Genomic DNA, 23,714 nt, shown 5'->3' on the forward strand with positions numbered 1-23,714 from the left:
TTTATTTTGAATGTTGAATTTTAAATTTTGAAATGTTTTAATTAATTTATAATTCAACATTAATAATTTAAAATTATTTTATTCCCACTCTAAACCTTTCTTTTTGATGATATAGAAGAAACCAACTAAAAGAAGCATCATAAAGATAATCATTTTTATCATTCCTTCGACTCCTAAATCCTTGAAATTCACTGCCCAAGGGTATAAAAATATTACTTCGACATCGAAAAGTACAAACAAGATGGCTACAAGGAAATATTTGACCGAAAATGGGATTCTTGCGTTTCCTATCGATTCGATACCGCACTCAAAGTTTTTGTCTTTATTTTCTGATGATCTTTTTGGTCCTAGTTTGCCGGAAATTATAATTACGGCTATTACAAATAGCACAGCCAAAGCAAGCTGCATAAAGACCGGAATGTAGTTTATTTGTTCTGATTGCATAATTGTAAATATTTTGCTTAGAAATGAACGACAAAGATAGCTCTAGTGAGTGTAAATCACAAGTGGAAAATCAAAATTAATATTAGAAAAAATAAAAAATTATCATAAATTTTTACCTACTACTCATAATACCATTTTTGAAATGTTCATAAATGAGAATAATGCAAAAAAAAACGTCCCGATACATCGGAACGTTCTCTAGACGCTTACGCAAAAAAAGGTATCTATCTTTTTTTATATTAGATAACTGCAACTTTAGCTGCAACTTTACCTTTTCTTCCTTCTTCTTCTTCATAGCTTACTCTGTCACCTTCGCGTAATTCTTCCGCGCTGATTCCTGATGCATGAACAAAAATGTCTTTTCCTGTTTCTTCGTCTGTAATGAATCCATAACCTTTAGATTCATTGAAAAATTTAACTGTACCTGTACGCATTGTAATAGTAATAATAATTTATAATAAAACAAATGTAATCTTTAATACAATACGAAAATCATTAATCATATTTTTTTTTCTAAAATTATTGATATTCAATGTTTTTGTCTAGTTTTTTAAATTTAATTTAATATGCAATTCCTTTAATTGGGATTCATCTATAATTGATGGAGCATCTATCATGACGTCTCTACCCGAATTGTTTTTTGGAAAAGCAATAAAATCGCGAATTGTTTCTTGTCCGCCTAAAATAGCGACTAAACGATCCAATCCAAACGCTAAACCACCGTGAGGAGGAGCTCCAAATTGGAAAGCATCCATCAGGAATCCAAACTGCGCTTTGGCTTCTTCTTTGGTAAAACCTAAGTATTTGAACATCAACTGTTGTGTTGCTTTGTCGTGAATACGGATTGAACCTCCACCGATTTCATTTCCGTTCAAAACCATATCGTAGGCGTTGGCGCGAACTTTTCCAGGATTGGTTTCCAATAAATGCATGTCTTCTGGTTTTGGGGATGTAAATGGATGGTGCATCGCATGGTAACGACCGCTTTCTTCATCAAATTCCAATAATGGGAAATCAACAACCCAAAGTGGTGCAAACTCAGCAGGATTTCTTAGTCCCAAACGAGTTGCCAATTCCATACGTAAGGCACTCAATTGTGTTCTTGTTTTATCGGCTGGACCGGAAAGTACAAAAATCATATCGCCCGGTTTTGCTCCTGTGGTTTTTGCCCAGTTCGTTAAGTCTTCTTGATCGTAGAATTTGTCCACAGATGATTTGAAAGTTCCGTCTTCGTTGCATTTTACATAAACCATTCCGCTGGCACCAACTTGTGGACGTTTTACCCAGTCAATCAATGCGTCAATTTCTTTACGAGTATAGTTTCCTGCTCCCGGAACAGCGATTCCCACTACCAATTCAGCCGAATTGAAAACGGGGAATTCTTTGTGTTGTGCAAATTGATTTAACTCACCAAACTCCATTCCGAAACGAATATCTGGTTTGTCATTTCCGTAGGTTTTCATCGCGTGTTCGTAGGTCATTCTTGGGAATTTAGCTACTTCGATGCCTTTTAATTCTTTCAGCAAATGACGAGTCAATCCTTCAAAAACGTTCAAAATATCTTCTTGCTCCACAAAAGCCATTTCGCAGTCAATTTGTGTAAACTCTGGCTGACGATCGGCACGCAAATCCTCGTCACGGAAACATTTCACGATTTGGAAATATTTGTCCATTCCGCCCACCATCAATAATTGTTTAAAAGTTTGAGGCGATTGGGGCAAGGCATAGAATTGTCCTTCGTTCATTCTCGATGGAACGACAAAATCCCTTGCGCCTTCTGGAGTTGATTTGATTAAGTATGGTGTTTCCACTTCACAGAAATCAAGATCCGAAAGATATTTACGTACTTCCATCGCTACTTTGTGACGGAAAAGCAAACTGTTTTTTACCGGATTTCTTCGAATGTCAAGGTAACGATATTTCATTCTGATGTCTTCGCCGCCATCAGTTTCATCTTCGATAGTAAACGGAGGAGTCAAAGCTGTGTTTAAAATATTCAGTTCCGAAACCAAAATTTCGATTTCTCCCGTAGGAATGTTTTTGTTTTTGGCTTCACGCTCAATAACTGTCCCTTTTACCTGAATCACATATTCGCGTCCCAATGTTTTGGCAGCTTCAAAAACTTCTTTCACAGTACGACTTTCGTCAAAAATCAATTGCGTAATTCCATAACGGTCGCGTAAATCAACCCAATTCATAAATCCTTTGTCTCTGGATTTTTGAACCCAACCTGCTAGAGTAACTTCTGTATTGATATGTGAGGCGTTCAATTCGCCACAATTATGACTTCTGTACATGATATAAATTTTAGTTTTTTGCCCATTTTTGCGCGAGTGCAAATTTAGGACTAATTATCAATTATAGATTGCGAAAGGCATTTTTTTACCTTTTACCTTTTTTAAATTTTTCTTAAAAATTCAATTTTGACACAATTTAAGTAAAATCATCCCGTTTTAGAAAGAATTTTCCTTGTTTTTAATTTCCAATGTTAAGTTTTCGTCTATGTTACGAAATTGTTACCAAAATGTTTTTTTAATGTAAAATTTGTCTCTAATTTTGATACAATAAGATGTAAACAATTAAAAACTAACGATATGAAAAAGCTTGTAATTTTAGTAGCGGTATTATTCTCAGGTATTATTTTTGGACAAAATGCGAAACCTGTTTTGGAGCCATTTGGCAAAAGAGTTAAAGCCACTTATTTTTATGAAAATGGGCAAGTGCAACAAGAAGGCTATTTTGAAAACGGTAAATTGGAAGGACTTTGGGTTTCTTACAATGAATCTGGAGATAAAATTGCCTCAGGCGAATATACTGCGGGCGTAAAAACAGGCAAATGGTTTTTTTGGTCACAAAAAGACGGGAAAAATAGTCTAGCCGAAGTAGATTTCTCCAATAACCAAATTGCAAAAGTTAAAAATTGGAGACAGGATGCTTTTGCAAATTCAAACGAATAGCAATACATAGTTAATTTTAAGAAAAGGAGAAAGCTATCAAAAGTTTTCTCCTTTTTTTATTGATTTTCAGTGTTATAACTTTGTTAAGTTGTGATAGGTTTGCTGCTATTTATCGTAACTTTAACGTAGAAATACAGCGTATGATTTTGGGCAAAATAGAGAATTAGTTAGTTTTTTAAATATCTATTTACTACAGTTGAGAATCATAAAGTTTGTATTTGTTAAGAAATCGGCTTTTATGGGTTACTGTATCAGCCGATTTTGATTCTTTTAGTGCTTTCAGATTTATTGAATTTGAAATGCAATTGTGAAAACTGCCACTTTCTACATCAATCTCTTTTGTTCGAGATTACGCAATGGAACACAGATGACACAGATTAAACGGATTACTTCGTCTATTCGCTTCGCTCGGGTCACACGGATTTTTAATTGTTTTAAAGCATAAAATCTGCGATAATCTGCGTAGTCTGCGTGAAAAAAATCAACGAAATCCTAATGTGAATTCTCGTTTTATTCTAACTTTTTTAATCTAATTAGTATGCCAAAGTATGTTATTGAAAGGGAAATTCCCAACGCAGGGAATTTGACACCTGAACAATTAAAAGAAATTTCGAATGCGTCTTGTGATGTTTTAAGAAAAATGGGACCAGAAATACAATGGAAGCACAGTTATGTGACCAATGACAAAATTTATTGCGTTTACATCGCGCCAAATGAAGAAATGATACGGGAACATGGCGATAAAGGTGGGTTTCCAGTCACTAAAATAAGCCTTGTTTCCGAAATAATTGACCCGGTTACAGCGGAGTAGCATAGCGATTGACTTTATAAAATAAAAAGGAGAAAATCAAAACGGTTTTCTCCTTTTTTCTGCCTGTAAAGAAAGCTAATTTGCCATTACTTGGTTGTAATACAAATGACGATTCAACTCAAATAAATTAGTTTGTAATTTTTTAAAATAAACGTCAATTAATCATAACTTGGAAACAAGAGTATTTCTTGCTTATTGTTTGTTTTGGTCGAAATCCGAGTTTGTTTTAAGCAAGCGCCTTTTTCGTCGTTGGCTTCACAAGTGATTAAAATTTCGTCAACAATCGTGTCATTTTTGTTTTTGATGGTAATTTTGGAAAGCTTTTTATCAGTGTAATAAAAATATTGTGTGCAGAAAGGACTAAAATTATCTGTTGTTTTATTGATGGATCCATCAGAATTATAATGATAAATGGATTCGTTTTGTTTGTATTGTTTTTGGGTGTAACAACTGATGCGTTCTCGTTGGTTGGGTTTCCATCGTGTTTTACAGTAATAAGGTTCTTTATTTGGATACTTTTCCACCACAAACCATAATTTCTTTTTGGTTTCCTGTACTAAATTTCCAGAAGCATCGACAGTTTTGGAGTATTTGATGCGACCGTTTCGGGTAAAAACCATTTCTTTTTTTTGCAAAAGCATTTTTTGATTATTTACCACAGAATATATTTCTTCTGTAGCCGATTTTATTCCTTCAGGCAAAAGTAGTTTCTTGATATCCTTTTTTGTAGCACAGGATTGTACTGTTAAGAGTAGGATGGAAATGAATAAAACTCTCATGACTGTATCTCTTAGTTGTATGCTAAGTTATTGTTTTTTATTTTTTTAAATATAAAAAATGATTTGTATTGCGGGCACGAGCGAGAAGCTCGCGCTAGCCTTTAGTTTATGAAAGAGTTACTAATTTTTTTACTTCGCTAGCGCGAGAGTCCCGCTCGTGCCGATTGGCAATGGTTATTTCTTTATTGTTGCGTTCACGAGCGGGATGCTCGCGCTAGCGGTTTTTTTTAAAATATAGTTCTCGCAAAGTCGCGAAGACACAAAGAAATAGGTTCTAAACTTTGCGTCTTCGCGTCTTCGCGAGAAAATACAAAGTTTAACTTAACGAAATTGCACACTAACAGAACCAGTTTATTTACATTCAATTTTTCCTTTAAAATAATATTCCCTTTCTTTTTTGAATTTCCAAAATTCACCCGGAATATTTGTTTCTTTAATTGTTAATAAATAAGATGAGATAATTTGTTTCGAATTTTGTTCAAATGGATTTTTGTTGATATTGATTTTAGCATCAATTACTTTATATTCTGTTTTTGATCCATCTTCCACATCATCGCTATATGTGTATTTAACACTATAGATTTTTAAATTTTTGTCGATTACAAATTCGATTTGAGTTGATTCGTAACCATCATTTTTGGAGTTTAATATTTTAATATTTTCTGGGTTTAGTTCAATTTTAGAAAATCCATTATCAAAATCTTCTACATGGTCTTTACAAATAAATAGGTTTTCAGATTGAGGATTTTGAGTAAACATTTCATCGCCAATTTTCACCTTTCCAAACTCCTGTTTATCTGATTTTGAAATTCCTGTACAATTCAAAAATAAAATTAGAAATAGTATGTAAAGTCCTTTTTTCATAAATTGCTTAAGGTTAGGTGACTGACAACTTTTGTTCTGTTAAACAAAGCGCTTTGATTTTGGAATCATTACTCTCCCCGAATATAGACAATCCCAACTACAAAACAAAAAACCACCCAAAAATCAAATTTTCAGGTGGTTTGTATAAATTTTAAAAAGGAAAAATTATTCTTCAGTAGCTCGAGCTAATCTTCTATCTCTTAGCCAATATTTGGTTCGTTTTACTAAATAGAACATTACGGGTACCATTATCAAAGTCAAGACCGTTGCATAGGTCAACCCAAAGATGATAGTCCAGGCCAATGGTCCCCAGAAAACCACGTTGTCTCCTCCCATGAAGATGTGCGGATTCAAGTCGGTTATCAAGGAGAAGAAGTCAAAATTCAGTCCGATGGCAAGCGGAATTAATCCCAATACTGCTGTTAATGCTGTCAGTAATACCGGGCGCAGCCTTGATTTTCCAGATTCGATGATTACTTCTTTGATTTCGTCTAAGCTTAGGTCGTCATGGCTTTGCAGGTGTTTGTCAGCTACTTTTTTGTCCAATAACAAAACAAAGAAATCCATCAATACGATTCCGTTTTTCACAACAATACCCGCCAGCGAAATGATTCCCATCATGGTCATTAAAACTATAAAATCCATTCCAGCAATAACGTAACCGTAGAATACCCCACTAAAACTGAGCAATACCGTGAATAATATCACCATGGTTTTTGAAACCGAGTTGAACTGCAACACGATGATAATTGTAATTCCGGACATTGCCAAAAACAAGGCATAGAAAAGGAAGCTTTGGTTTTTGCCTTGCTCTTCCTGCACTCCCGAAAAGGAATAGGTAATTGTTTTTGGTAATTGATAGCCTTTTAAATCGGCGGCAATTTGTTTGGTAATTTCGTCCCCATTGTAGCCAGTCAAAACATTGGAATAAACCGTCATGATACGTTTTTGGTTTTTTCTTTTGATTTGGTTGTAAGTGTTCGTTTTCTCCGTTTCTGAAACGGCCGAAATCGGTACTTGCATCATTTGTCCATTGGTCTGGTTTCGAAACGTCAAAGACTGGTTAAACAAAATGTTTTCGTTCTTGCGCTGATCATCTTGCATACGCATGGTGATGTTGTAATCGTCATCGCCTTCTTTGTAGGTCGAAATTTCTTGTCCATAAACAGAACGACGCAAATTGAATCCTAATTGTCCGGTTGAAACGCCCAAACTTCCAGCGCTTACGCGATCTACTTTTACTTCAAGTTCCGGACTTTCTTTGTTTACATCAATACTAAGTTTTTCGATTCCGGGAATGTTTTTAGAATTGATAAAAGTGATCATCTTATCGGCTTCTTTCAGCATTTCGTCATAATCATTTCCGGTTAGCTGAATACTAATTGGGTAACCGGCTGGAGGTCCATTGTAGTCTTTCTCGACCGTTACGGTTGCTCCTGCGATTCCTTTAACTTTACCTCTGATTTCTTCGAGAATATCGGCAGTATTGATTCCTTTTCGGAATTTAAATTCGGAGAAATTTACTGTCACTTTTCCCTTGAAAGGCGTTTCCGAAGCCGATCCCGCATCTACGTTTGGGTTTCCGGCACCTACGCCCACTTGCGAAACAATGGATTCGGCAAGGAAGTTTTTCTTGGTTTTTGGATCTACATATTTATTTAGAATATCAATAACCTGTTTTTCTACAAAAAGGGTAGCCTTATTGGTTTTTTCAATATCGGTTCCCTGCGGGTATTCGATGTAGGCAATTACCTGATTCGGAATATTATCAGGGAAAAACAATACTTTTCTCGGGAATATGCCCACAAGCATAAAAGATAAAATCAGCATTCCGATAATTCCTGCCAAGGCAAACCAGGCTTTTCTTTCAGTCAAAATTTTTCTCAAAAAGGATTTGTATTTTTCTTCCATTCTTGGGAAAAAACTATGTTGAAAATCCTGTGTCCATTGGTAGAGCTTTATTTTGTACAACCACATCAGTCCAAAAGATATGATGGCCAAATGACCTATGGCTCTTGCCAACTTTGAATCGTAAATGTTTCCGATAAACACAAAAATAACTGCAATTATGGTGAAAATTATCGAGTATAATTTTGCCGATTTTTTACTTACATTTTTGTCTTCTATTTCCATGGATCCACCTGTCATGGCAGCATTGACGACCATCGCAACGAACAAAGAAGCCGATAGTGTTACGGTTAGTGTCATTGGGAAGTACTTCATGAATTTTCCCATAGTACCAGGCCATAAGGCAAAAGGCAAGAAAGCCATTAGCGTGGTTGCTGTCGAGGCTATTACGGGCCATGCAATTTCGCCGATACCAATTTTGGAAGCTTCCAAGCGGGGCATTCCTTTTTTCATATTGGCAAATACGTTATCGACGACTACAATACCGTCATCCACCAACATTCCCAGTCCCATTACCAATCCGAAAAGTACCATCGTGTTCAATGTCAGTCCAAATGCTGACAGAATACTAAACGCCATCAGCATCGATAAAGGAATCGCAGCTCCCACAAACAACGAGTTTCTAAGTCCCATGGTAAACATCAACACAATCATAACCAATACAATCCCGAAAATGATGTGGTTTGAAAGTTCGTTTACTTGGTGTTCTACACGCGAAGATTGGTCGTTAGTCAATTCAATTTTTAGGTTGGATGGTAAATAGGAGGCTTGTGCTTCTTTTATCTTTTCCTTTACCTGTTCAATTGCCGAAATCATGTTTTGGTTGGAACGCTTTTTTACGTTCAACATAACTACTTCGGTACCTTTCTCACGGGCATAGGTCGTTTTTTCTTTTTCTTTGAAACTGACTACAGCAATATCTTTCAGGTAAACGGTTCCGCCATTGTGTTTTACAATGATGTTTTCCAGTTCTTTTGGGTCTTTGATTTCACCTACGATTCTGATGTTGTTTCTGGAACCCTGCGAAATCAAATTCCCACCCGAAAGTGTCATGTTTTCGTATTTGACCGCATTTTGAATATCATCAAAAGAAACCTGAGCAGCCGTCATTTTGAAAATGTCAACAGCAATTTCCACCTCTTTGTCATCAACGCCGAGAATGTCTACTTTTTTCACTTCAGGAATTTCCTCAATATCATCCTGAAGCAATTCTCCGTATTTTTTAAGTTGTTGTGTCGTATAATTTCCTTGCAGGTTGATGTTCAGAATTGGCACTTCTTCAGAAATATTCAATTCAAATACGCTTGGTTCTACCTTGCTTCCGTTGTCGAGGTTTGGCCAATCAGGGTCTGCTTTTACGATATCTACTTTGTCTTTAATTTTCGTTTTTGCATCCAGAATGGTTACTTTATCTTCAAACTCAACGATAATCATCCCATAATCCTGAAAGGAGCTAGAGGTGATTTTTTCTACGCCACTGATGTTTTTGATTTCCTTTTCAAGCGGTTTGATGATTAATTTCTCTACATCCTCGGCAGAGTTCCCTGGGAAAACAGACGAGATATAAACCTTATTTTCTATAATTTCGGGAAAATCCTCACGCGGCATCGTAACATAGGCAATTACCCCAGTGATTACAATCAACAAAGTCAGGATATAGACTGTAACGCGGTTGTCGACAGCCCAGCTTGATATTCCAAATTCTTTATTTTGATGTGACATATGATTTTGGTTTAATTTGGTTCAAAAATGTTTAAAGTTGTTTAATTTGGTTTAAAGGGTAGTTGTTTTTAAACAACCTTAAACAATTAAACTTTTAAACAATTTTAAACTTTTAAAAGTTTAGTTTCATCCCGTCGGAAATGGTGTTCATTCCCTCGGTAACTATTATGGCATTAGCATCCAAACCGTTTAAAATTTCCGTTACATTGTCTGAAGACTGGCCTGTTTGAACAATCACTTTTTTTGCAATACCCGATTTTCCTTTTGAATCAACCACCGTATAAACAAAATTATTTTTCTTAGAATCCTGCTGAATCACATTAGTAGGTACAACTATAGCATTTTTGCTTACATAATCGATTACTTTCAGCTTTGCTACTTGGTTCGGGCGCAATAAATTTTCCGGATTGGGAACACTTACCTCGATTCCGAAACTTCTGTTATTCGGGTTGATGAAATTACCAATTTGGCGCACTTTTCCTTTGTAAGTTTTGTTCAATGAAGTTAGATAAACATCAACTTCGGTGCCTATTTTTAGTTTTCCGATATAGGTTTCAGGAATAGAAGTAGAAACATACATATTTCCCAGATTTACGATTCGCATTAATCCTTTTGGATTTGCGGCAACGACTTCTCCTTTTTCAACAAAAACTTCATCAATAGTTCCCGAAAAAGGCGCTCTAATTACTGTTTTGGCAATTTGGGCTTTGATTTGGGCAACTCCTTTTTGTGCCGAAATCATTTGTGTTTGTGCTTGAAGGTATTGTATTTCGGAACCGATTTTTTGGCTCCAAAGATTTTTTTGACGCTCAAAAGTGGTTTTGGCCAAAGCATATTGATTTTCGGCGCTCGCCAATTGTTGACTCATACCACCATCATCGGTACGGCCCAAAACTTGTCCTTTGCTTACTTTTTGTCCAGCTTTTACATTCAATTCCACCAAGTTTCCAGGAAATTCTGGCTGAATCAATACATTTTCATTAGTATTAATATTTCCCTGTATTTCTAGATAGTGGTTGAAGGTGGTGTCTTTCAGTTGTACGGCACTGACCAATGCAATGACTTCCTTATTTACGTCCAAAGTTGCCAATGCTTCGTCAATTTGGGTAAGTTGCGCTTGGAGTTCGGTTTTTTTTGCGGTTATAGCCTTTACATCTTTGGATGCGATAATAGCGTCAACCGATTGGTTTTTTTCGGATGAATTGCAGGCAATCAATGCGATGGAGAGGGTGGTTAGGATGAATATCTTTTTCATAAGTTTATATTTAATGGGAGTCATTATTTAGTTATGATTTTTTCTAAACTGGCTTTTTTGTTGATGATGTTCACCATCGTTTGCAAATATTTTTGCTGGGCGGTGTACAATTGGCGTTGAGCGTCATTGAAATCAAAACTTGTTGAAAGCCCTTCTGTGAATTTGATTTGTTGTTTCTTTTCGATTCTTTCGGCGAGATTCAAATTGCTTTTGGCTGTTTCATAATCAGCGATGCTGTATTCGTATTCACTTTTTGCGGCAGCATATTGCAATTTTAATTTTTGTTCGGTTTCGCTTAATTGTGTTTTTGCCTGATCCAAAGCAATTTTTGCCTGTTGTGTTCTGGAACTTCTGGCCAAACTGCTGAAGATTGGTACATTCAAACTAAGTCCTAGATTGGAATAATTGAACCAGTTTTGATTTTTGGTAAAAAATTCAAACTGATCTTTAAAAGCATTATATCCAAAATTTAGATTGGCAGATAGTGAGGGCAACGCTTTGCTTTTTTGAAGTTTGTACTCCAATGTTCTTTGCTCCTCAAAATTGGTGGCTATTTTATAATTGATGTTATTGTTTACGTCAAAATCCGAATTGGAAAACGAAAGATCCATGTTTTGAACCGTCAGCGCATCCAGTTTGTCGGTTAGAGTGATTTGGTCATTGATGTCGATTCCCAAATTAATTTTAAGCATTTTGTAAGTAATGTCAAGTAAACGCTTGTTGTAATTTAAGGTACTTTCTAGCGAAGCCAAAGTGATTTCTAGTTGTTCGACACTTTCTTCTTCGATTAAACCATTTTTGTAAATGGCTTTGGTATCATTGAGTGTTTTTTGAAGCGAAGCAATATTTTTTTCTAGAATGTCTATGTTTTCTTTGGTTAATAGAACATTCCCATAGGAGTTAATTACCATTTCCTTAATGTCGATGTCCGACCTTTTTTTGGCATTTTCGTAATAAGCCAAATACGTTTTGGAGGCCTGAAGCGCCACTATATAAGAGCCGTCAAAAATAAGCTGACTCAAAGAGGAATGGGCAATCATATAGTATTTTGTTCCAAAAGCCACTGGGGCATAAGTTCCGGGTTCTCCACCAAAGAATTCGGCAGGAATTACCGATTTTTGCAAAACAAAGTTGTTGGTAAAGTCGACTCCGGCATTTATTTGAGGCAATCCCATTGCGGTAGTTTCCCATTTCTTTTCTTTGGCAGCTTCGATATCACGACCGGTATTTATGGCCGAATAATTGTATTCCAGTGCATGGTCTATAGCTTGTTGCAGCGAAAAAGAATAAGTCTTATTCGAGTCCTGAGCATTGACGCACATGGCTAGAAGAGTGAGGCTTATAATAAATATCTTCTTCATTATGGTTTGATTTTAAGTAGTTGTTTCTCAAGCTCGACAATTCCTTTTGAAGTTGCCATCGCTCTGGTGTGGTATTCTAGCGCCTGTAATTCCAATTTTGTGGATTCTTTTTCGGAGCTTGTATTTTCTTTAATACTGAAAATTAACATGTAATAAAATTTAACATAAACATCGATATCCAAATCGTTACGGTACAAATCCTGACGAATTCCTTTTTCGATATTTTGTTTGAAACACTTATTACATTCGTCGAGTTCTCTATTCATTACTTTTTGATAGATTTCGGGATAATGTTTTTTTAATTGATATAACGGAGAGGTGTCGGCTACCTGAAACATTTCTTTGAACATTTTCCTGATTTCAAAATTCTCCTCAATCGCGTTGTAGTCTTTGGCAGCGATGGTGCTGATGACTTCGTGTACGGTTTTGTGAACCATCTCGGTACTTTCTTCAATCAATATTTCTTTATTGCAAAAATATTTGTAAATCGTTTTTTTGGAAATGCACATTTCGCCGGCGATATCATCCATAGTGACGCTTTTAAAACCAAGTTTTAAAAACAAATCACTTGCCTTGGATACGATTTTATCTCTCATTTTGTGTGGTATTTTGTTGTTGGTCAGTTGGTTAGTGTAAAATTATGAAGTTGTTGCTTTCGATAAATATAGTTGCAATCGATTTTATTGATGAATGAATTCTAAATTGGCTATGAGTTTAATATCAGAACCAACCGCGTATCCGCCGTGAACATAATACGGGTTGTACTTGAGACCAAAATCCTTTGGGTTGATGCTTCCTGTGATTTCAAATGAAGCTTTTTCTACTCCATCGTAATTGTTGTATCCAATGAATTCGGTGTCCAATTCCACAACTTTTGTAATGTTTTTGATAGTCAAAAGCCCTTTCAGGAAGTTGAGGTTTTTATTGATTTTTTGGAAAGAAGTCGATTTGAACTGAATAACCGGAGTTTCATTATAATCAAAAAAGTCAATAAATTTTAAGTCGGAGTTTTTGCTTTTATCGTTTGCTTTCAAAGAAAATTCGATAGATGCATTTTTCACTTCGTTGTTCTGAATATCAACGTGTCCTTTAAAATTATTTTTGGTTCCAGACATGTAGTCAATCAAAGAACGTTTTGTTTTTAGCAACACGTCTGATTCGTTTGAATCAATTTTCCATTCATTTTCCATGTTTAAGTTTTTTTTTGTAATAATTTTGTAATGCAAATATAATAATGGAAACTTTAAAAACAAATTAAGTTTCCGTTGTTTTGGTCGGATTGTATTAAAAATTAAGTAATTAGCTTTTGATTGATAGAGTACAAAATTAATTTATGACTATTATTTCTTATATTTGAAAGAAAAGATAACTCAACCTTTTTTCAGACCAAACTATCCAAATTATGGTCTTTAGAGCAATTTTATGAGACCTACTAAATGAGTGAGACATCCTTGTATTGCTACTCTTTGGACTCAGGTATTTGGAATAAGAAAGGAAAAGCAACAACTTTAAAAATCAAAATTATGGCACTTATTAATCCTCACATTAACTTCAACGGAAATGCCGAAGAAGCATTCAATTTTTACAAATCGGTATTTGGTGGAGAGTTCGAAAGAATCGTTCGTTTCAAAGATATATCAAGCGCAGAATATCCAATACCAGAAAATGAAGCGAATAAAATAATGCATATTGCGTTGCCTATTGGTCAAAATATTTTGATGGGAAATGATGTTCCAGAAAGTATGGGTCGCGTAGATGAAAATGAAAATAGATCTAAAATATCTGTTAGCGTAGAAAGTAGAGAAGAAGCCGACAAGTTATTTAACGGACTTTCAGCAGGCGGAAACATTGAATGTCCTATGGGCGATAGTCCTTGGGGTTCCTATTTTGGGATGTTTAGAGACAAATATGGTATTGAATGGATGGTGGATTTTAGCCCCAAAAAATAGCAGAGTTTAATACAGTTAGAATAAATAAAATCCGTGTTATCGGGAATCTTGAGGAGCCAATTTGGCACCGCTAGCGCGAGCGTCCCGCTCGTGAACACAAAGATTTAAATACTAGAAACCGCAATTTTCTCTCTTGATATGTTCAATAAAAAAGGGCTTTCAAACATATTGAAAGCCCTTTTTTTGCTATAAAACAAAAAACCACCAAAAATCAGATTTCTGGTGGTTTCTCTATCACAATTATCAGGTACTATAATGTGTGTTTTGGGTTAAAGCCGTCTTCGCTTAATTCTTCGTGAACATAGTCAGCGACCATTTCGGCTTCGTAATCAATTTTGTCTCCTTTAGAGAATTTAGCAATTAATTTCTCCATCATTTCATAGATAACCGGAACGATGATTAAGGTTAAGAACAAAGATGAAATCAATCCTCCGATAATTACCCAAGCCAAACCGTTTTTCCATTCAGCACCAGCACCTGAAGCCAATGCAATCGGGAACATACCGAAAACCATCGCGATGGTAGTCATCAAAATTGGACGTAAACGAGCATGATTCGCCTGAATTAAAGCTTTACGGATTGTTTCACCAGCTTTTCTTCTTTGATTGGTATAATCGACAAGCATGATCGCATTCTTACACACCAGACCAATCAACATGATAATACCCAAAATGGTAAAGATGTTCAATGTTTTATTGGTTAATGCCAAAGCTAACATCGCTCCAATGAACGAAAGCGGAATTGCAAATAATACCACAAACGGGTGAGCAAAACTGTCATACAATCCAACCATAATTAAGTAAACCAAAATAATAGCGGCTAACAATGCAATTCCTAAAGTACCAAAACCTTCGGATTGGTTTTCCTGATCTCCACCCCAAATGTAATCTACACCGGTTGGTTTTTTCAGTTTATCCAATTGTTTTTGCCATTGTTGAACGATAGTTCCAGTTGGAACCCCCACGTTTTGACCTTGAACAGTAACCGAAGCCGATTTGTCTCTACGCTCTAATTGGCTTGGTCCAGAACCTTCGGTAATAGTCGCAAATTGTGATAATTTGATTTGTTGACCTTGATTGTTTATAAAAATCAGATTACTAACATCGGTAATGTTTTTTCTATCAAAAGCATTGTATTTGATGTTGATATCATATTCGTAATCACCGGCTCTGTATTTTCCATCTGTGTTACCACTGAAAGCAGTTTGCATAGTCATACCGACAGTTTGCAATGTCAATCCCAAAGCCGACATTTTATCACGATCTACTTTAACATCTACTTCTGGATTTCCGTCTTCAACGGTTAATTTGATTTCGGTAGTTCCAGGGATTTTTCTTAATTCTGCTTCTGCTAATTTTGCAAAAGCCATTGCACTTTCCGTACTTGAACCTGTTACAATTAATCCCAAAGTAGCATTTTGAGCAGTACCTGTAATACCAACCGGAACTGTTTTTACTTTGGCACCAACTAAAACAGATTGCAACTGACGTTTAATTTTTGCAGCATACACCATAGCATCATCGGTACGATCTTTTTGGTCAATCATTTGAACGTCAATTTCCGATTTGTAGGCAGTCGCTTGAGAAGCTCCCATTCCTTCAGAAGTTTGTCCAATAGTTGTAAATTGACTCTTAACGTATTTCTGTTGTTTCAAATACGCTTCTGCTTTTTGCGTCATAAAGTTGGTTTGTTCTACCGAAGCGTCTTTTGGCATTTCAATTTGAACTAAAAACTCACCACTATCTGAAGACGCGAAAAACTCACCTCCAATAAATCCACCACCAACTAAACCTACAGTTGATGCAAAGAATAATACAACTACAACTCCAATGGTTTTCCAATAATGATCCAGACACCATTCTAATATTTCAGTAACCCAATTGGTAAAACGAGTTAATAAATTTTCGAATCCAAGAATAGTTCTTTCGAATAGGTTTTTACCTTCTAAATGTTCTAGTTTTCCAAAACGAGAAGACAACCAAGGAATAATTGTAAACGAAGCCAAAAGAGATAATAAAGTCGAAATTACTACGGTCATACAGAATTGCGTAATAATATTGGATACCAATCCAGAACTCATTGCAATTGGTAAAAATACCACCACAATTACCAAAGTAATCGAAGTTACGGTTCCTCCAATTTCGGCAGTTCCGTCATAGGAAGCACGGATACGGCTTTTGCCCATTTCCATGTGCCTGTAAATATTTTCCAAAACTACAATCGCATCGTCCACAAGAATACCTACTACTAATGAAAGTCCAAGTAAACTCATTAAGTTCAAAGTATATCCTAAAAGATAAATCCCGATGAAAGTTGCAATTAACGAAGCCGGAATCGATACCATTACAATCAAAGAGTTTCGAACACTATGTAAGAAGAACAACATTACGAATGCTACTAATAATACAGCAAAAAATAAATCATGTAATACAGATTCTGCTGCTTCTAAGGTAAAAATTGTACTGTCTTTGGCCGTTTTTAGTTCTAAATGATTTGATTTATAATCATTCTCTAATTTGGTAATAGTTTTGGCAACCAATTCACTTACTGCTACAGCATTAGCATCTGATTGTTTGATGATTTGTAAAATAATCGCACTTTTTTGATCAACACGGGCAATTTTTTCAGCCAGTTTTTGAGTGTCTTGTACATCGGCAATATCTTGTAAGCGGATTTGAGCTCCATTTGCAGATGAAATTACCAAGTTTCTTAATTCCTCAACGTTTTTGTATTTACCCGCTAAACGAATTAATATTTTTTGGTTTCTGGTTTGGATACTTCCAGTTGGGAAATCCAAATTTGAGGATAAGATAAGTTGTTGCACTTGTGGTACAGACAAACCATATCCCTGCATTTTTTTGGCATCAAGGTTTACTTGAATTTCGCGTTCCTGACCACCAATAATATTTACTTGAGCTACACCTTGAACACGAGACAAAACAGGAGCAATTTTTTTATCGATCAAATCGTAAAAAGCGGCTTCATCCATTTTTCCATTCGCACCAAGAGTAATAATTGGCATATCACTTAATGAGAATTTATTAAGCGAAGGCGTTTTGGCATCATCAGGTAAATCACTAATAATGGCGTTTATTTTTCGTTGCGCATCATTCATAGAAACATCCACTTTGGCATTGGAAGTTAATGTGATGGTTACAACCGAAAGGCTTTCGTATGATTTGGAATCGATTTTTTTGATATTTTCTATAGAAGCAATCGCATCTTCGACTTTTTTAGTAACCGTATTTTCAACCTCACTTGGAGAAGCTCCAGGATAAACGGTTGCAATAGTAATTACATTCATGTCAAACTTAGGGATCAATTCATACCCTAATTGCTTGTAACTGAACAGTCCTCCCAAGATTAGAATTGTAAATAATACAATCACTAACGAAGGACGTTTTATGGATATTTCTGCTAATTTCATTTTTTTCTTTTAAAGAGTGGATAAGTGGCTAGTAATTAGTGATTAGTCACTAGTCCTTAGTCCCTAGTTTTTAGTTTGGCTAATTACTAAAGGCTAATTAATTACTAAGGACTAACAACTAAGGACTATTTTACTTAATAACTTCTACTGCATTTCCGTCCTGAAGGTTGATTTGTCCAGTTGTGATTACTGTTTCACCATTTGATAAACCATTCAAAACCTCAACTTTATCACCCAAAATTCTGCCCGCTGTAACTGTTTTCAATCTAGCGATTCCATTTTCTACAACAAATACTTGGTTACTGCTTACACTTCCTACGAATGCATTTCTTGGAACGGTAGTCATCACTTGTTTTTGTTGTGCCGACTTGAATTCAGCAGTACCATACATACCTGCTTTAAGATCGTTATTGGCATTATTTGTAATTTCAATTTCAACAGGGAAATTCAAATTGCCATCTGCTTTTGCTGCGATGAATGTAATTCTGCCCGAAAAACTTTTATCAGGATAAACACTTGTTGTTACCTCGATTGTGTTTCCAACTCTCAAACTCGCAACTTGGCTTTCGTCAACAGTTACGGTAAGTTTTAATTTTGAAACGTTTACAATTTCGAATAAAGAAGTTGCCGGAGTTGCCGAAATAATAGAACCTGGTTCGATAAATTTCTTATTGATGATTCCGTTTATTGGAGCTTTGATATGAGTGTCGCCAATGTTGATTCTGGATTGTTTGTAATTTGCTTCGGCGTTTGTCAAAGCCACTTTGGATTGATCCAATTGTTGTTTGGTAACTCCTCCGGTTTTATATGCATTTTCAAAACGGCTATAATCCGATTTTGCGTTCATATAAGTCGCTTCGGCAGCTTGAGCATTTACATTAATGGCGTCACCTCTCATGATGGCCAATGTTTGCCCAACGCTTACTCGATCTCCTTCTTTGGCCAAAACCTGAATTATTTTTCCTGATTTTTCTGCAGAAAATGTTAATTCCTGAGTAGGTTCAAAATTTCCGTTTGCGACAAAATCAAGAGAAACTTCTTCGGTTTTAACTTCAGATACTTTTACAGAAACGGCAGCGTTTTTCTCGGCTACAATTGCAATTTTTGCAGCGTTTTCTTTTTTATTTTTATTTAAAGTAAAAGCAATAAGTGTCAATGCTCCCAAAATTACAGCTGCGGTTATTAAATTCTTTTTCATCTTATTATTTATTAGTTTAATAGGGTTTTAAGTTCTCCTTTAGATTTGATTAATGTTATTTCTGCTATTTTGTAGGCCAATACGGCTCTTGTATAGTTGTTTTGTGCTTCGAGTGATGCATTCTCGGCATCCAATAAATCTGTTAATGAAGCTAGTCCTTGCAGGTAATTATTTTTGGTGTTTTTCAAAATTTCACCTGCCAATCGCATGTTCTCTTTTTGGATTTGAATGGTTTTGATATTGTTCTCTATCTGAGTTTTTGCATTTCTGTAATCCAAATCAAGCGCAAGCTGTGTGTCTTTGATGTCTTCTTGAAGTGATCGAATCTGAACATCGGCTTGTCTTACTCTTGCTCGGGTTCCAAAACCATTAAAAATAGGAACTCTCATATTCAATCCAATTGCAGAGTAATCCGACCAATACACGCCATCTTTTGGTTTTGCAAAAAGGGGCATTTCAGGTCCTTGTCCGATGTAATTATATCCTGCAAACAAAGAAAGCGTTGGATAATATTCTGCTTTAACAGCTGTTTTATTGAATTCCAATAATTCTTCTTGTTTTTTCAAAAGCAAAAATTCACTTCGGTTTGCCGTATTTGGCGCTTCGGTCAATGCGTGAGGCGTTACTGCAAATTCGGTTTTTGGGATTACAATTTTCGTTTCAATTGGCATTCCCATATAAAATTTCAAGGCATTTTCCTGCAATTCAATTTGATTCTGAATTTGTTGACGATCCGTATCGATGTTTGACAATTTTACGATGATACGATCCAAATCAATTTTTTTGGCCAAACCATTTTCATATTGTCCTTTTACGATGTCTCGCACTTTTGTGGTATTTACATAATTGCTGTCCAATAAAATCAATCTTTCACGTTGAACGTAAACCGAATAATAATTGTTTGCAACTCTTTCAATCACTTGTTCTTCTGTCAACTGATCGTTTATTTGATAAAATTCACGAGTAGATTTTGCGGCTCTTAAGCCTGTAAATACTGCTTCGTCAAAAATGGTTTGGTTTAATGAAACTCCCGCTCCCGAAGTCCATTTTTGCCCAAACGAAACCTGGATTGCTTCTCCCGGTTTTCCAAACATGGCACCGTCAAGAACATTGGTTTGTAAAATAGGGTTATAGGTTAAGCTTCCGTTCGCGGCGATTTGCGGTAAAGCTTTCGCACGGATTTCCTGAATTTTATATTCACTGTTTTCAATGCTTAATTTTGATTTTCTTGCTTCGGCTTTATTCTCAAGAGCGTACGTAATTGCTGCTTTTAATGTCAGCGGCTGTACTGCCGTTGTGCTTGTTCCTTGGGATTGTGCGTTAAGGGCAAAGCTTAAGAATGTTGCTAAAAGTATTCTCTTCATGATTGGGTTGGGTTTAAAAAATGTTCTAATATGGTTAAGCCTTTTTCGGTACAAATTGATCTGAGATGATATTCTAAATACGTTTCCTGAACAGTTGTCGGGCTGAATTTTTTTGGGTCAAAAAGTTCAGCATCCTTTAGATTTGACATTCCAGCAAAATAGAGGCGGGCAATAATTTCAGAATTTATCTGAGGTCTGAACAAACCTTGCTTAATCCCTTTTTGCAAATTTTCTATCACACAATCACCCATTTTGTCAAATTGCCCCGCCATCAGTTTTTTGTGAATTTGCGGATAAAATTTCTGCAATTGATAAATGGCCGATGTGCTTTCGTCTTTTAATTTGTTCAAAACAAAATCCTTGATGATAAACAGTTCCTCGATTGGATTTTTGTCCATAGCATAAATTTCATCTACACCACAGGAAATAGTTTCAAATAAGTATTGTGTTGTTGCTTCAATCAGGTCGATTTTGTTCTCAAAATGTTGGTATATTGTTTTTTTCGAAATTGCCATTTCATTTGCAATATCATCCATTGTCACGCTTTTAAAACCGTGTTTGAGAAACATTTCGTTTGATTTTAGTATAATTTTTTGTTTCATCGTGAGTAACTCTTTGTAATTAATAATCGGAGTTGTGGTATTGTATTATTTAGTCATCAAATGAGTTTTGGTTTTGTTGAAAGTTTGTTCTTAATGAGAAAATTCCAAATTGGCAATAAGTTTTATATCTCTACCAATTGGATGTCCATCGAGATGATGATTGGTGCTGAGGCCGAATTCCTTGCGGTTGAAATTTCCGGTAACCTCAAATGAAGCTTTCTGAACGCCATTGTAATTGTTATATCCAATGAATTCAGTGTCTAATTCTACGACTTTGGTAACATTTTTGATAGTAAGAAAGCCTTTTAGGAAATTGAGGTTTTTGTTAATTTTTTCAAAAGAAGTGGATTTGAATTTAATAACTGGAGTTTCCTCTTCATTAAAAAGATAGTTGAATTTCGGGTCCTTATTTTCGGGATTTGCGTGGATTGGTTTATCATTTACATTCAAAGAAAACTCAATCGAAGCGTCTTCCACTTCGTCATTTTGAATGGCTACATGTCCTTTGAAATTGTTCTTGGTGCCCGGCATATATCCTATAAGGGAATGTCTTGATTTTATTAGTACGTCTGATTCGTTCGAATCAATTGACCATTCGTTTTCCATTATTCTTGGTTTTAGTAAAGTTGTTTCCTAATGTTTGGTTTTTGTAAATTTTGATGTTGTAAGTTTAAATCGGAAACTTTAGACACTATAAAAGTTTCTTTTGTTTTTGCAAATGTAGAAAGGAAACTTTAAATACCAATAAAGTTTCCAATGTTTTTTTGAAATATTTTAATAGTCAAAAACTATGCCTTTATTTTGGGCTGTTTTAGAATTTAATAATTCATAATTGAATCGATTTAAATGTTGTTTTTTTTTGTCTAAAATGTTAAATATGCAGGTTGTGTGAATTTTTTTAAGATTTAAATTGTGAGATTATTTTTCCCGCTGACAACCTTTTTTTTTGGAAGATTTATAAGGTTAAAAAACAAAGATTATTTGTTTTAAACTTAGGTATTCATGGTCAGGGAAATTACGCTTGGATTGGTTGTTTAATCTTATATGACTTATATGGTAAAAAATGAATTTGTATCTTTGGGCTTTTATTTTCAAAGTTTAAGGCTACGAAGAGTAGCAGAAATTTTATTATATGCACGCTATTCATCAGTATCAGGAATTTTTTATTAGCTATTTAGAAAATCAGTCATTCAATAGAGAACCCCAAAATTTATATCGGCCTATAGATTATATCTTAGGCTTGGGAGGAAAAAGAATGCGACCCGTTTTGACTTTGATGGCAGCCGAAGTTTTTGATACTGATTATATAAAAGCGCTTCCAGCAGCAATGGCTGTTGAGGTTTTTCATAATTTTTCGCTAGTTCACGATGATATCATGGATGACGCGCCTTTGCGAAGAGGCAATGAGACTGTTCACGAAAAATGGAATGTCAATACCGGAATCCTTTCTGGAGATGCGATGCTGATTTTGGCGTATCAATATTTTGAGCAATATGAGCCAGAAGTTTTTAGGGATTTAGCAAAATTGTTTAGTAAAACAGCTCTCGAAGTATGCGAAGGCCAACAATGGGACGTTGATTTTGAAACCCGAAAAGACGTAACCATTCCGGAATATCTCAAAATGATTGAGTACAAAACGGCTGTTTTGGTGGCGGCTGCAATGAAAATGGGTGCTATTATCGCCCGTACTTCAGAAACGGAAGCTAATTTGATTTACGATTTCGGACTTAATTTAGGATTGGCTTTCCAGTTGCAGGATGATTATCTGGACGCTTTTGGCGATCCAGCAACTTTTGGAAAACAAGTTGGTGGAGATATTATTGAGAATAAAAAAACCTATTTGTATCTCAAAGCATTGGAGTTTTCGACTCCCGAAAAAGCGTTGGAACTAGAAAAATTATTCACTTTGCAATTAGACGATAATACCGAGAAAATAGAAACCGCAAAAGCTATTTTTAACCAATCAGGTGCTTCTAAAGCGACTCAGGAAGCTATAGAAAAATTTACTTTTAAGGCATTTGAAACCTTGGAAAAGTTGAATATAGAACTTTCAAAAAAGGAAATGCTAAGAACTTTTGGTGAAAACCTTATGGGCAGGAAAGTGTAGCAATGTCAATGGCAAAAATCAATTTCAATAACAAATTAGAAATTGAAATTTATCATTGAAGTCTGAATTGTTATTGATTTTTGTAATTGAAATTGCCATTGATTTTTGAAATTTAAAATATGTTTATAGCGCCAGCAAATACCGATTTATTACTTCAGGAAGCCAGTAAGGAAGAGCTTTACATTAGTTTGATTGCACAATTGAATAAGGATTTTAATTTGGCCAATGAAGCAGTTGACTTTCCCAAAAGTATAACTCCAGATGAATTGAAAATTCAACTTCATGAAAAAGTATATCGCCTTATTCAGTATAAATTTGCGGAGTATCTCAATCTACTTTACATAATCGATGTCTCCGAAGACGAAATAAAAAAACTCGACGGTTCGGATTTGGTTATTCTTGCTGAACAAGTTGCCTTTTTAATCCTAAAAAGGGAATGGCAAAAGGTTTGGTTCAGAAACAAGTATAAATAGAAAAATGCTATAATTATAAAGATTTATAGGTGTTTTGTTTTTGTAGGTGTCGTTTTTGGTGTCGTTTTTAAGTTTTTGTTTGATGAAAATTTTAATAAAAAATGATAAGTCTCCAAGAATTATACTGATTTTTTCATCTCTTTTAATGCCTAAATGATTAGAGAATAGTTTGATAGTTGAATTTTTTCCTTTTTTTTCTGGCTCACAATAAAAGTTGTTAAATTTTGCGGGTAAAGTTTCTTAGCACTTTACTTCAATGTTTTTCGTTTCAATAGATTTTACTTTTCCCTTTTCTACATAATTAAACTTCACATTATTTGCAGTTAAAAAATTTACACAATTGCTAAGACCAATAAAAAAATTAGTATTGAAGTATCTCTTTGTATATGAGGCATTTTGATAAATGTAAAATCTAATTTTTCTTTTAACAGACATATCATTGCACAGAGAAATTTTGTGGATTATGATTGTTAATTTTGCTTAATAAGTGTTA

Annotated in this window: 20 protein-coding genes; 5 read left to right on the forward strand and 15 right to left on the reverse strand. The window is 35.2% G+C overall.

Annotation, left to right across the window (positions count from 1 at the left end; translation table 11 throughout):
• Positions 1–78: 78 nt before the first annotated feature.
• The 3 genes from EM308_RS05400 to aspS all read right to left on the reverse strand — a co-directional run bounded on the left by EM308_RS05400 (position 79) and on the right by aspS (position 2,741).
• The gene (locus EM308_RS05400) at positions 79–444 is read right to left on the reverse strand and encodes an NADH-quinone oxidoreductase subunit A (RefSeq protein WP_035634116.1); all 366 of its coding nucleotides are present in this window, start codon (positions 442–444) and stop codon (positions 79–81) included.
• A 239-nt stretch (positions 445–683) separates the two neighbouring features.
• Entirely contained in the window at positions 684–878 is a 195-nt protein-coding gene (locus EM308_RS05405; RefSeq protein ID WP_035634121.1) for a cold-shock protein, read from the reverse strand.
• Between the two features lie 108 nt (positions 879–986).
• Positions 987–2,741 (reverse strand): aspartate--tRNA ligase, encoded by a 1,755-nt coding sequence (gene aspS / locus EM308_RS05410; protein WP_035634124.1) that lies wholly within the window; start codon positions 2,739–2,741, stop codon positions 987–989.
• A gap of 297 nt (positions 2,742–3,038) precedes the next feature.
• Between aspS and EM308_RS05415 the strand changes: the two genes are divergently transcribed.
• The gene (locus EM308_RS05415; protein WP_035634126.1) at positions 3,039–3,401 is read left to right on the forward strand and encodes a toxin-antitoxin system YwqK family antitoxin; all 363 of its coding nucleotides are present in this window, start codon (positions 3,039–3,041) and stop codon (positions 3,399–3,401) included.
• 538 nt (positions 3,402–3,939) lie between these two features.
• The gene (locus tag EM308_RS05420) at positions 3,940–4,212 is read left to right on the forward strand and encodes a DUF4242 domain-containing protein (RefSeq protein ID WP_035634129.1); all 273 of its coding nucleotides are present in this window, start codon (positions 3,940–3,942) and stop codon (positions 4,210–4,212) included.
• A gap of 158 nt (positions 4,213–4,370) precedes the next feature.
• Here the strand turns inward: EM308_RS05420 and EM308_RS05425 are convergent, their stop codons facing one another.
• The 7 genes from EM308_RS05425 to EM308_RS05455 form a co-directional block, all read right to left on the reverse strand.
• The gene (locus tag EM308_RS05425) at positions 4,371–4,991 is read right to left on the reverse strand and encodes a hypothetical protein (RefSeq protein ID WP_035634132.1); all 621 of its coding nucleotides are present in this window, start codon (positions 4,989–4,991) and stop codon (positions 4,371–4,373) included.
• A gap of 351 nt (positions 4,992–5,342) precedes the next feature.
• On the reverse strand, positions 5,343–5,855 hold the full coding sequence (locus EM308_RS05430; RefSeq protein ID WP_035634134.1) for a hypothetical protein: 513 nt from the start codon (positions 5,853–5,855) through the stop codon (positions 5,343–5,345).
• 165 nt (positions 5,856–6,020) lie between these two features.
• Positions 6,021–9,485 (reverse strand): efflux RND transporter permease subunit, encoded by a 3,465-nt coding sequence (locus tag EM308_RS05435; RefSeq protein ID WP_035634137.1) that lies wholly within the window; start codon positions 9,483–9,485, stop codon positions 6,021–6,023.
• A 112-nt stretch (positions 9,486–9,597) separates the two neighbouring features.
• Positions 9,598–10,740 (reverse strand): efflux RND transporter periplasmic adaptor subunit, encoded by a 1,143-nt coding sequence (locus EM308_RS05440; protein ID WP_035634414.1) that lies wholly within the window; start codon positions 10,738–10,740, stop codon positions 9,598–9,600.
• Between the two features lie 23 nt (positions 10,741–10,763).
• Positions 10,764–12,101, reverse strand: a complete 1,338-nt coding sequence (locus tag EM308_RS05445; RefSeq protein ID WP_035634140.1) for a TolC family protein — start codon at positions 12,099–12,101, stop codon at positions 10,764–10,766.
• The gene (locus EM308_RS05450; RefSeq protein ID WP_035634144.1) at positions 12,101–12,697 is read right to left on the reverse strand and encodes a TetR/AcrR family transcriptional regulator; all 597 of its coding nucleotides are present in this window, start codon (positions 12,695–12,697) and stop codon (positions 12,101–12,103) included. Before EM308_RS05450 ends, EM308_RS05445 begins: the two co-directional genes overlap by 1 nt.
• An 84-nt stretch (positions 12,698–12,781) precedes the next feature.
• Positions 12,782–13,291, reverse strand: coding sequence for a YceI family protein (locus EM308_RS05455; RefSeq protein WP_035634147.1), 510 nt, complete (start codon positions 13,289–13,291; stop codon positions 12,782–12,784).
• Between the two features lie 333 nt (positions 13,292–13,624).
• Between EM308_RS05455 and EM308_RS05460 the strand changes: the two genes are divergently transcribed.
• Positions 13,625–14,050 (forward strand): VOC family protein, encoded by a 426-nt coding sequence (locus EM308_RS05460; RefSeq protein WP_035634416.1) that lies wholly within the window; start codon positions 13,625–13,627, stop codon positions 14,048–14,050.
• Positions 14,051–14,300: 250 nt separating this feature from the next.
• On the opposite strand, the gene EM308_RS05465 is transcribed toward EM308_RS05460, so the two are convergent.
• From EM308_RS05465 to EM308_RS05485, 5 genes are all read right to left on the reverse strand, one after another.
• The gene (locus tag EM308_RS05465) at positions 14,301–17,477 is read right to left on the reverse strand and encodes an efflux RND transporter permease subunit (protein WP_035634150.1); all 3,177 of its coding nucleotides are present in this window, start codon (positions 17,475–17,477) and stop codon (positions 14,301–14,303) included.
• 130 nt (positions 17,478–17,607) lie between these two features.
• Positions 17,608–18,675, reverse strand: coding sequence for an efflux RND transporter periplasmic adaptor subunit (locus EM308_RS05470; RefSeq protein ID WP_035634154.1), 1,068 nt, complete (start codon positions 18,673–18,675; stop codon positions 17,608–17,610).
• Between the two features lie 11 nt (positions 18,676–18,686).
• Positions 18,687–20,039 carry a TolC family protein gene (locus EM308_RS05475; RefSeq protein ID WP_035634157.1) on the reverse strand — a complete coding sequence of 451 codons (1,353 nt, stop codon included), beginning with the start codon at positions 20,037–20,039 and terminating at the stop codon, positions 18,687–18,689.
• On the reverse strand, positions 20,036–20,641 hold the full coding sequence (locus tag EM308_RS05480; protein WP_035634160.1) for a TetR/AcrR family transcriptional regulator: 606 nt from the start codon (positions 20,639–20,641) through the stop codon (positions 20,036–20,038). Before EM308_RS05480 ends, EM308_RS05475 begins: the two co-directional genes overlap by 4 nt.
• A 90-nt stretch (positions 20,642–20,731) precedes the next feature.
• The gene (locus EM308_RS05485) at positions 20,732–21,247 is read right to left on the reverse strand and encodes a YceI family protein (RefSeq protein ID WP_035634163.1); all 516 of its coding nucleotides are present in this window, start codon (positions 21,245–21,247) and stop codon (positions 20,732–20,734) included.
• A 526-nt stretch (positions 21,248–21,773) separates the two neighbouring features.
• Here EM308_RS05485 and EM308_RS05490 point away from each other — a divergent pair.
• Positions 21,774–22,748 carry a polyprenyl synthetase family protein gene (locus tag EM308_RS05490; protein WP_035634166.1) on the forward strand — a complete coding sequence of 325 codons (975 nt, stop codon included), beginning with the start codon at positions 21,774–21,776 and terminating at the stop codon, positions 22,746–22,748.
• 119 nt (positions 22,749–22,867) lie between these two features.
• A complete protein-coding gene (locus EM308_RS05495; RefSeq protein WP_035634170.1) occupies positions 22,868–23,221 on the forward strand; it encodes a hypothetical protein in 354 nt (117 codons plus the stop codon).
• Positions 23,222–23,714 lie beyond the last annotated feature (493 nt).

Source organism: Flavobacterium gilvum (assembly GCF_001761465.1).
Lineage (GTDB): Bacteria > Bacteroidota > Bacteroidia > Flavobacteriales > Flavobacteriaceae > Flavobacterium > Flavobacterium gilvum.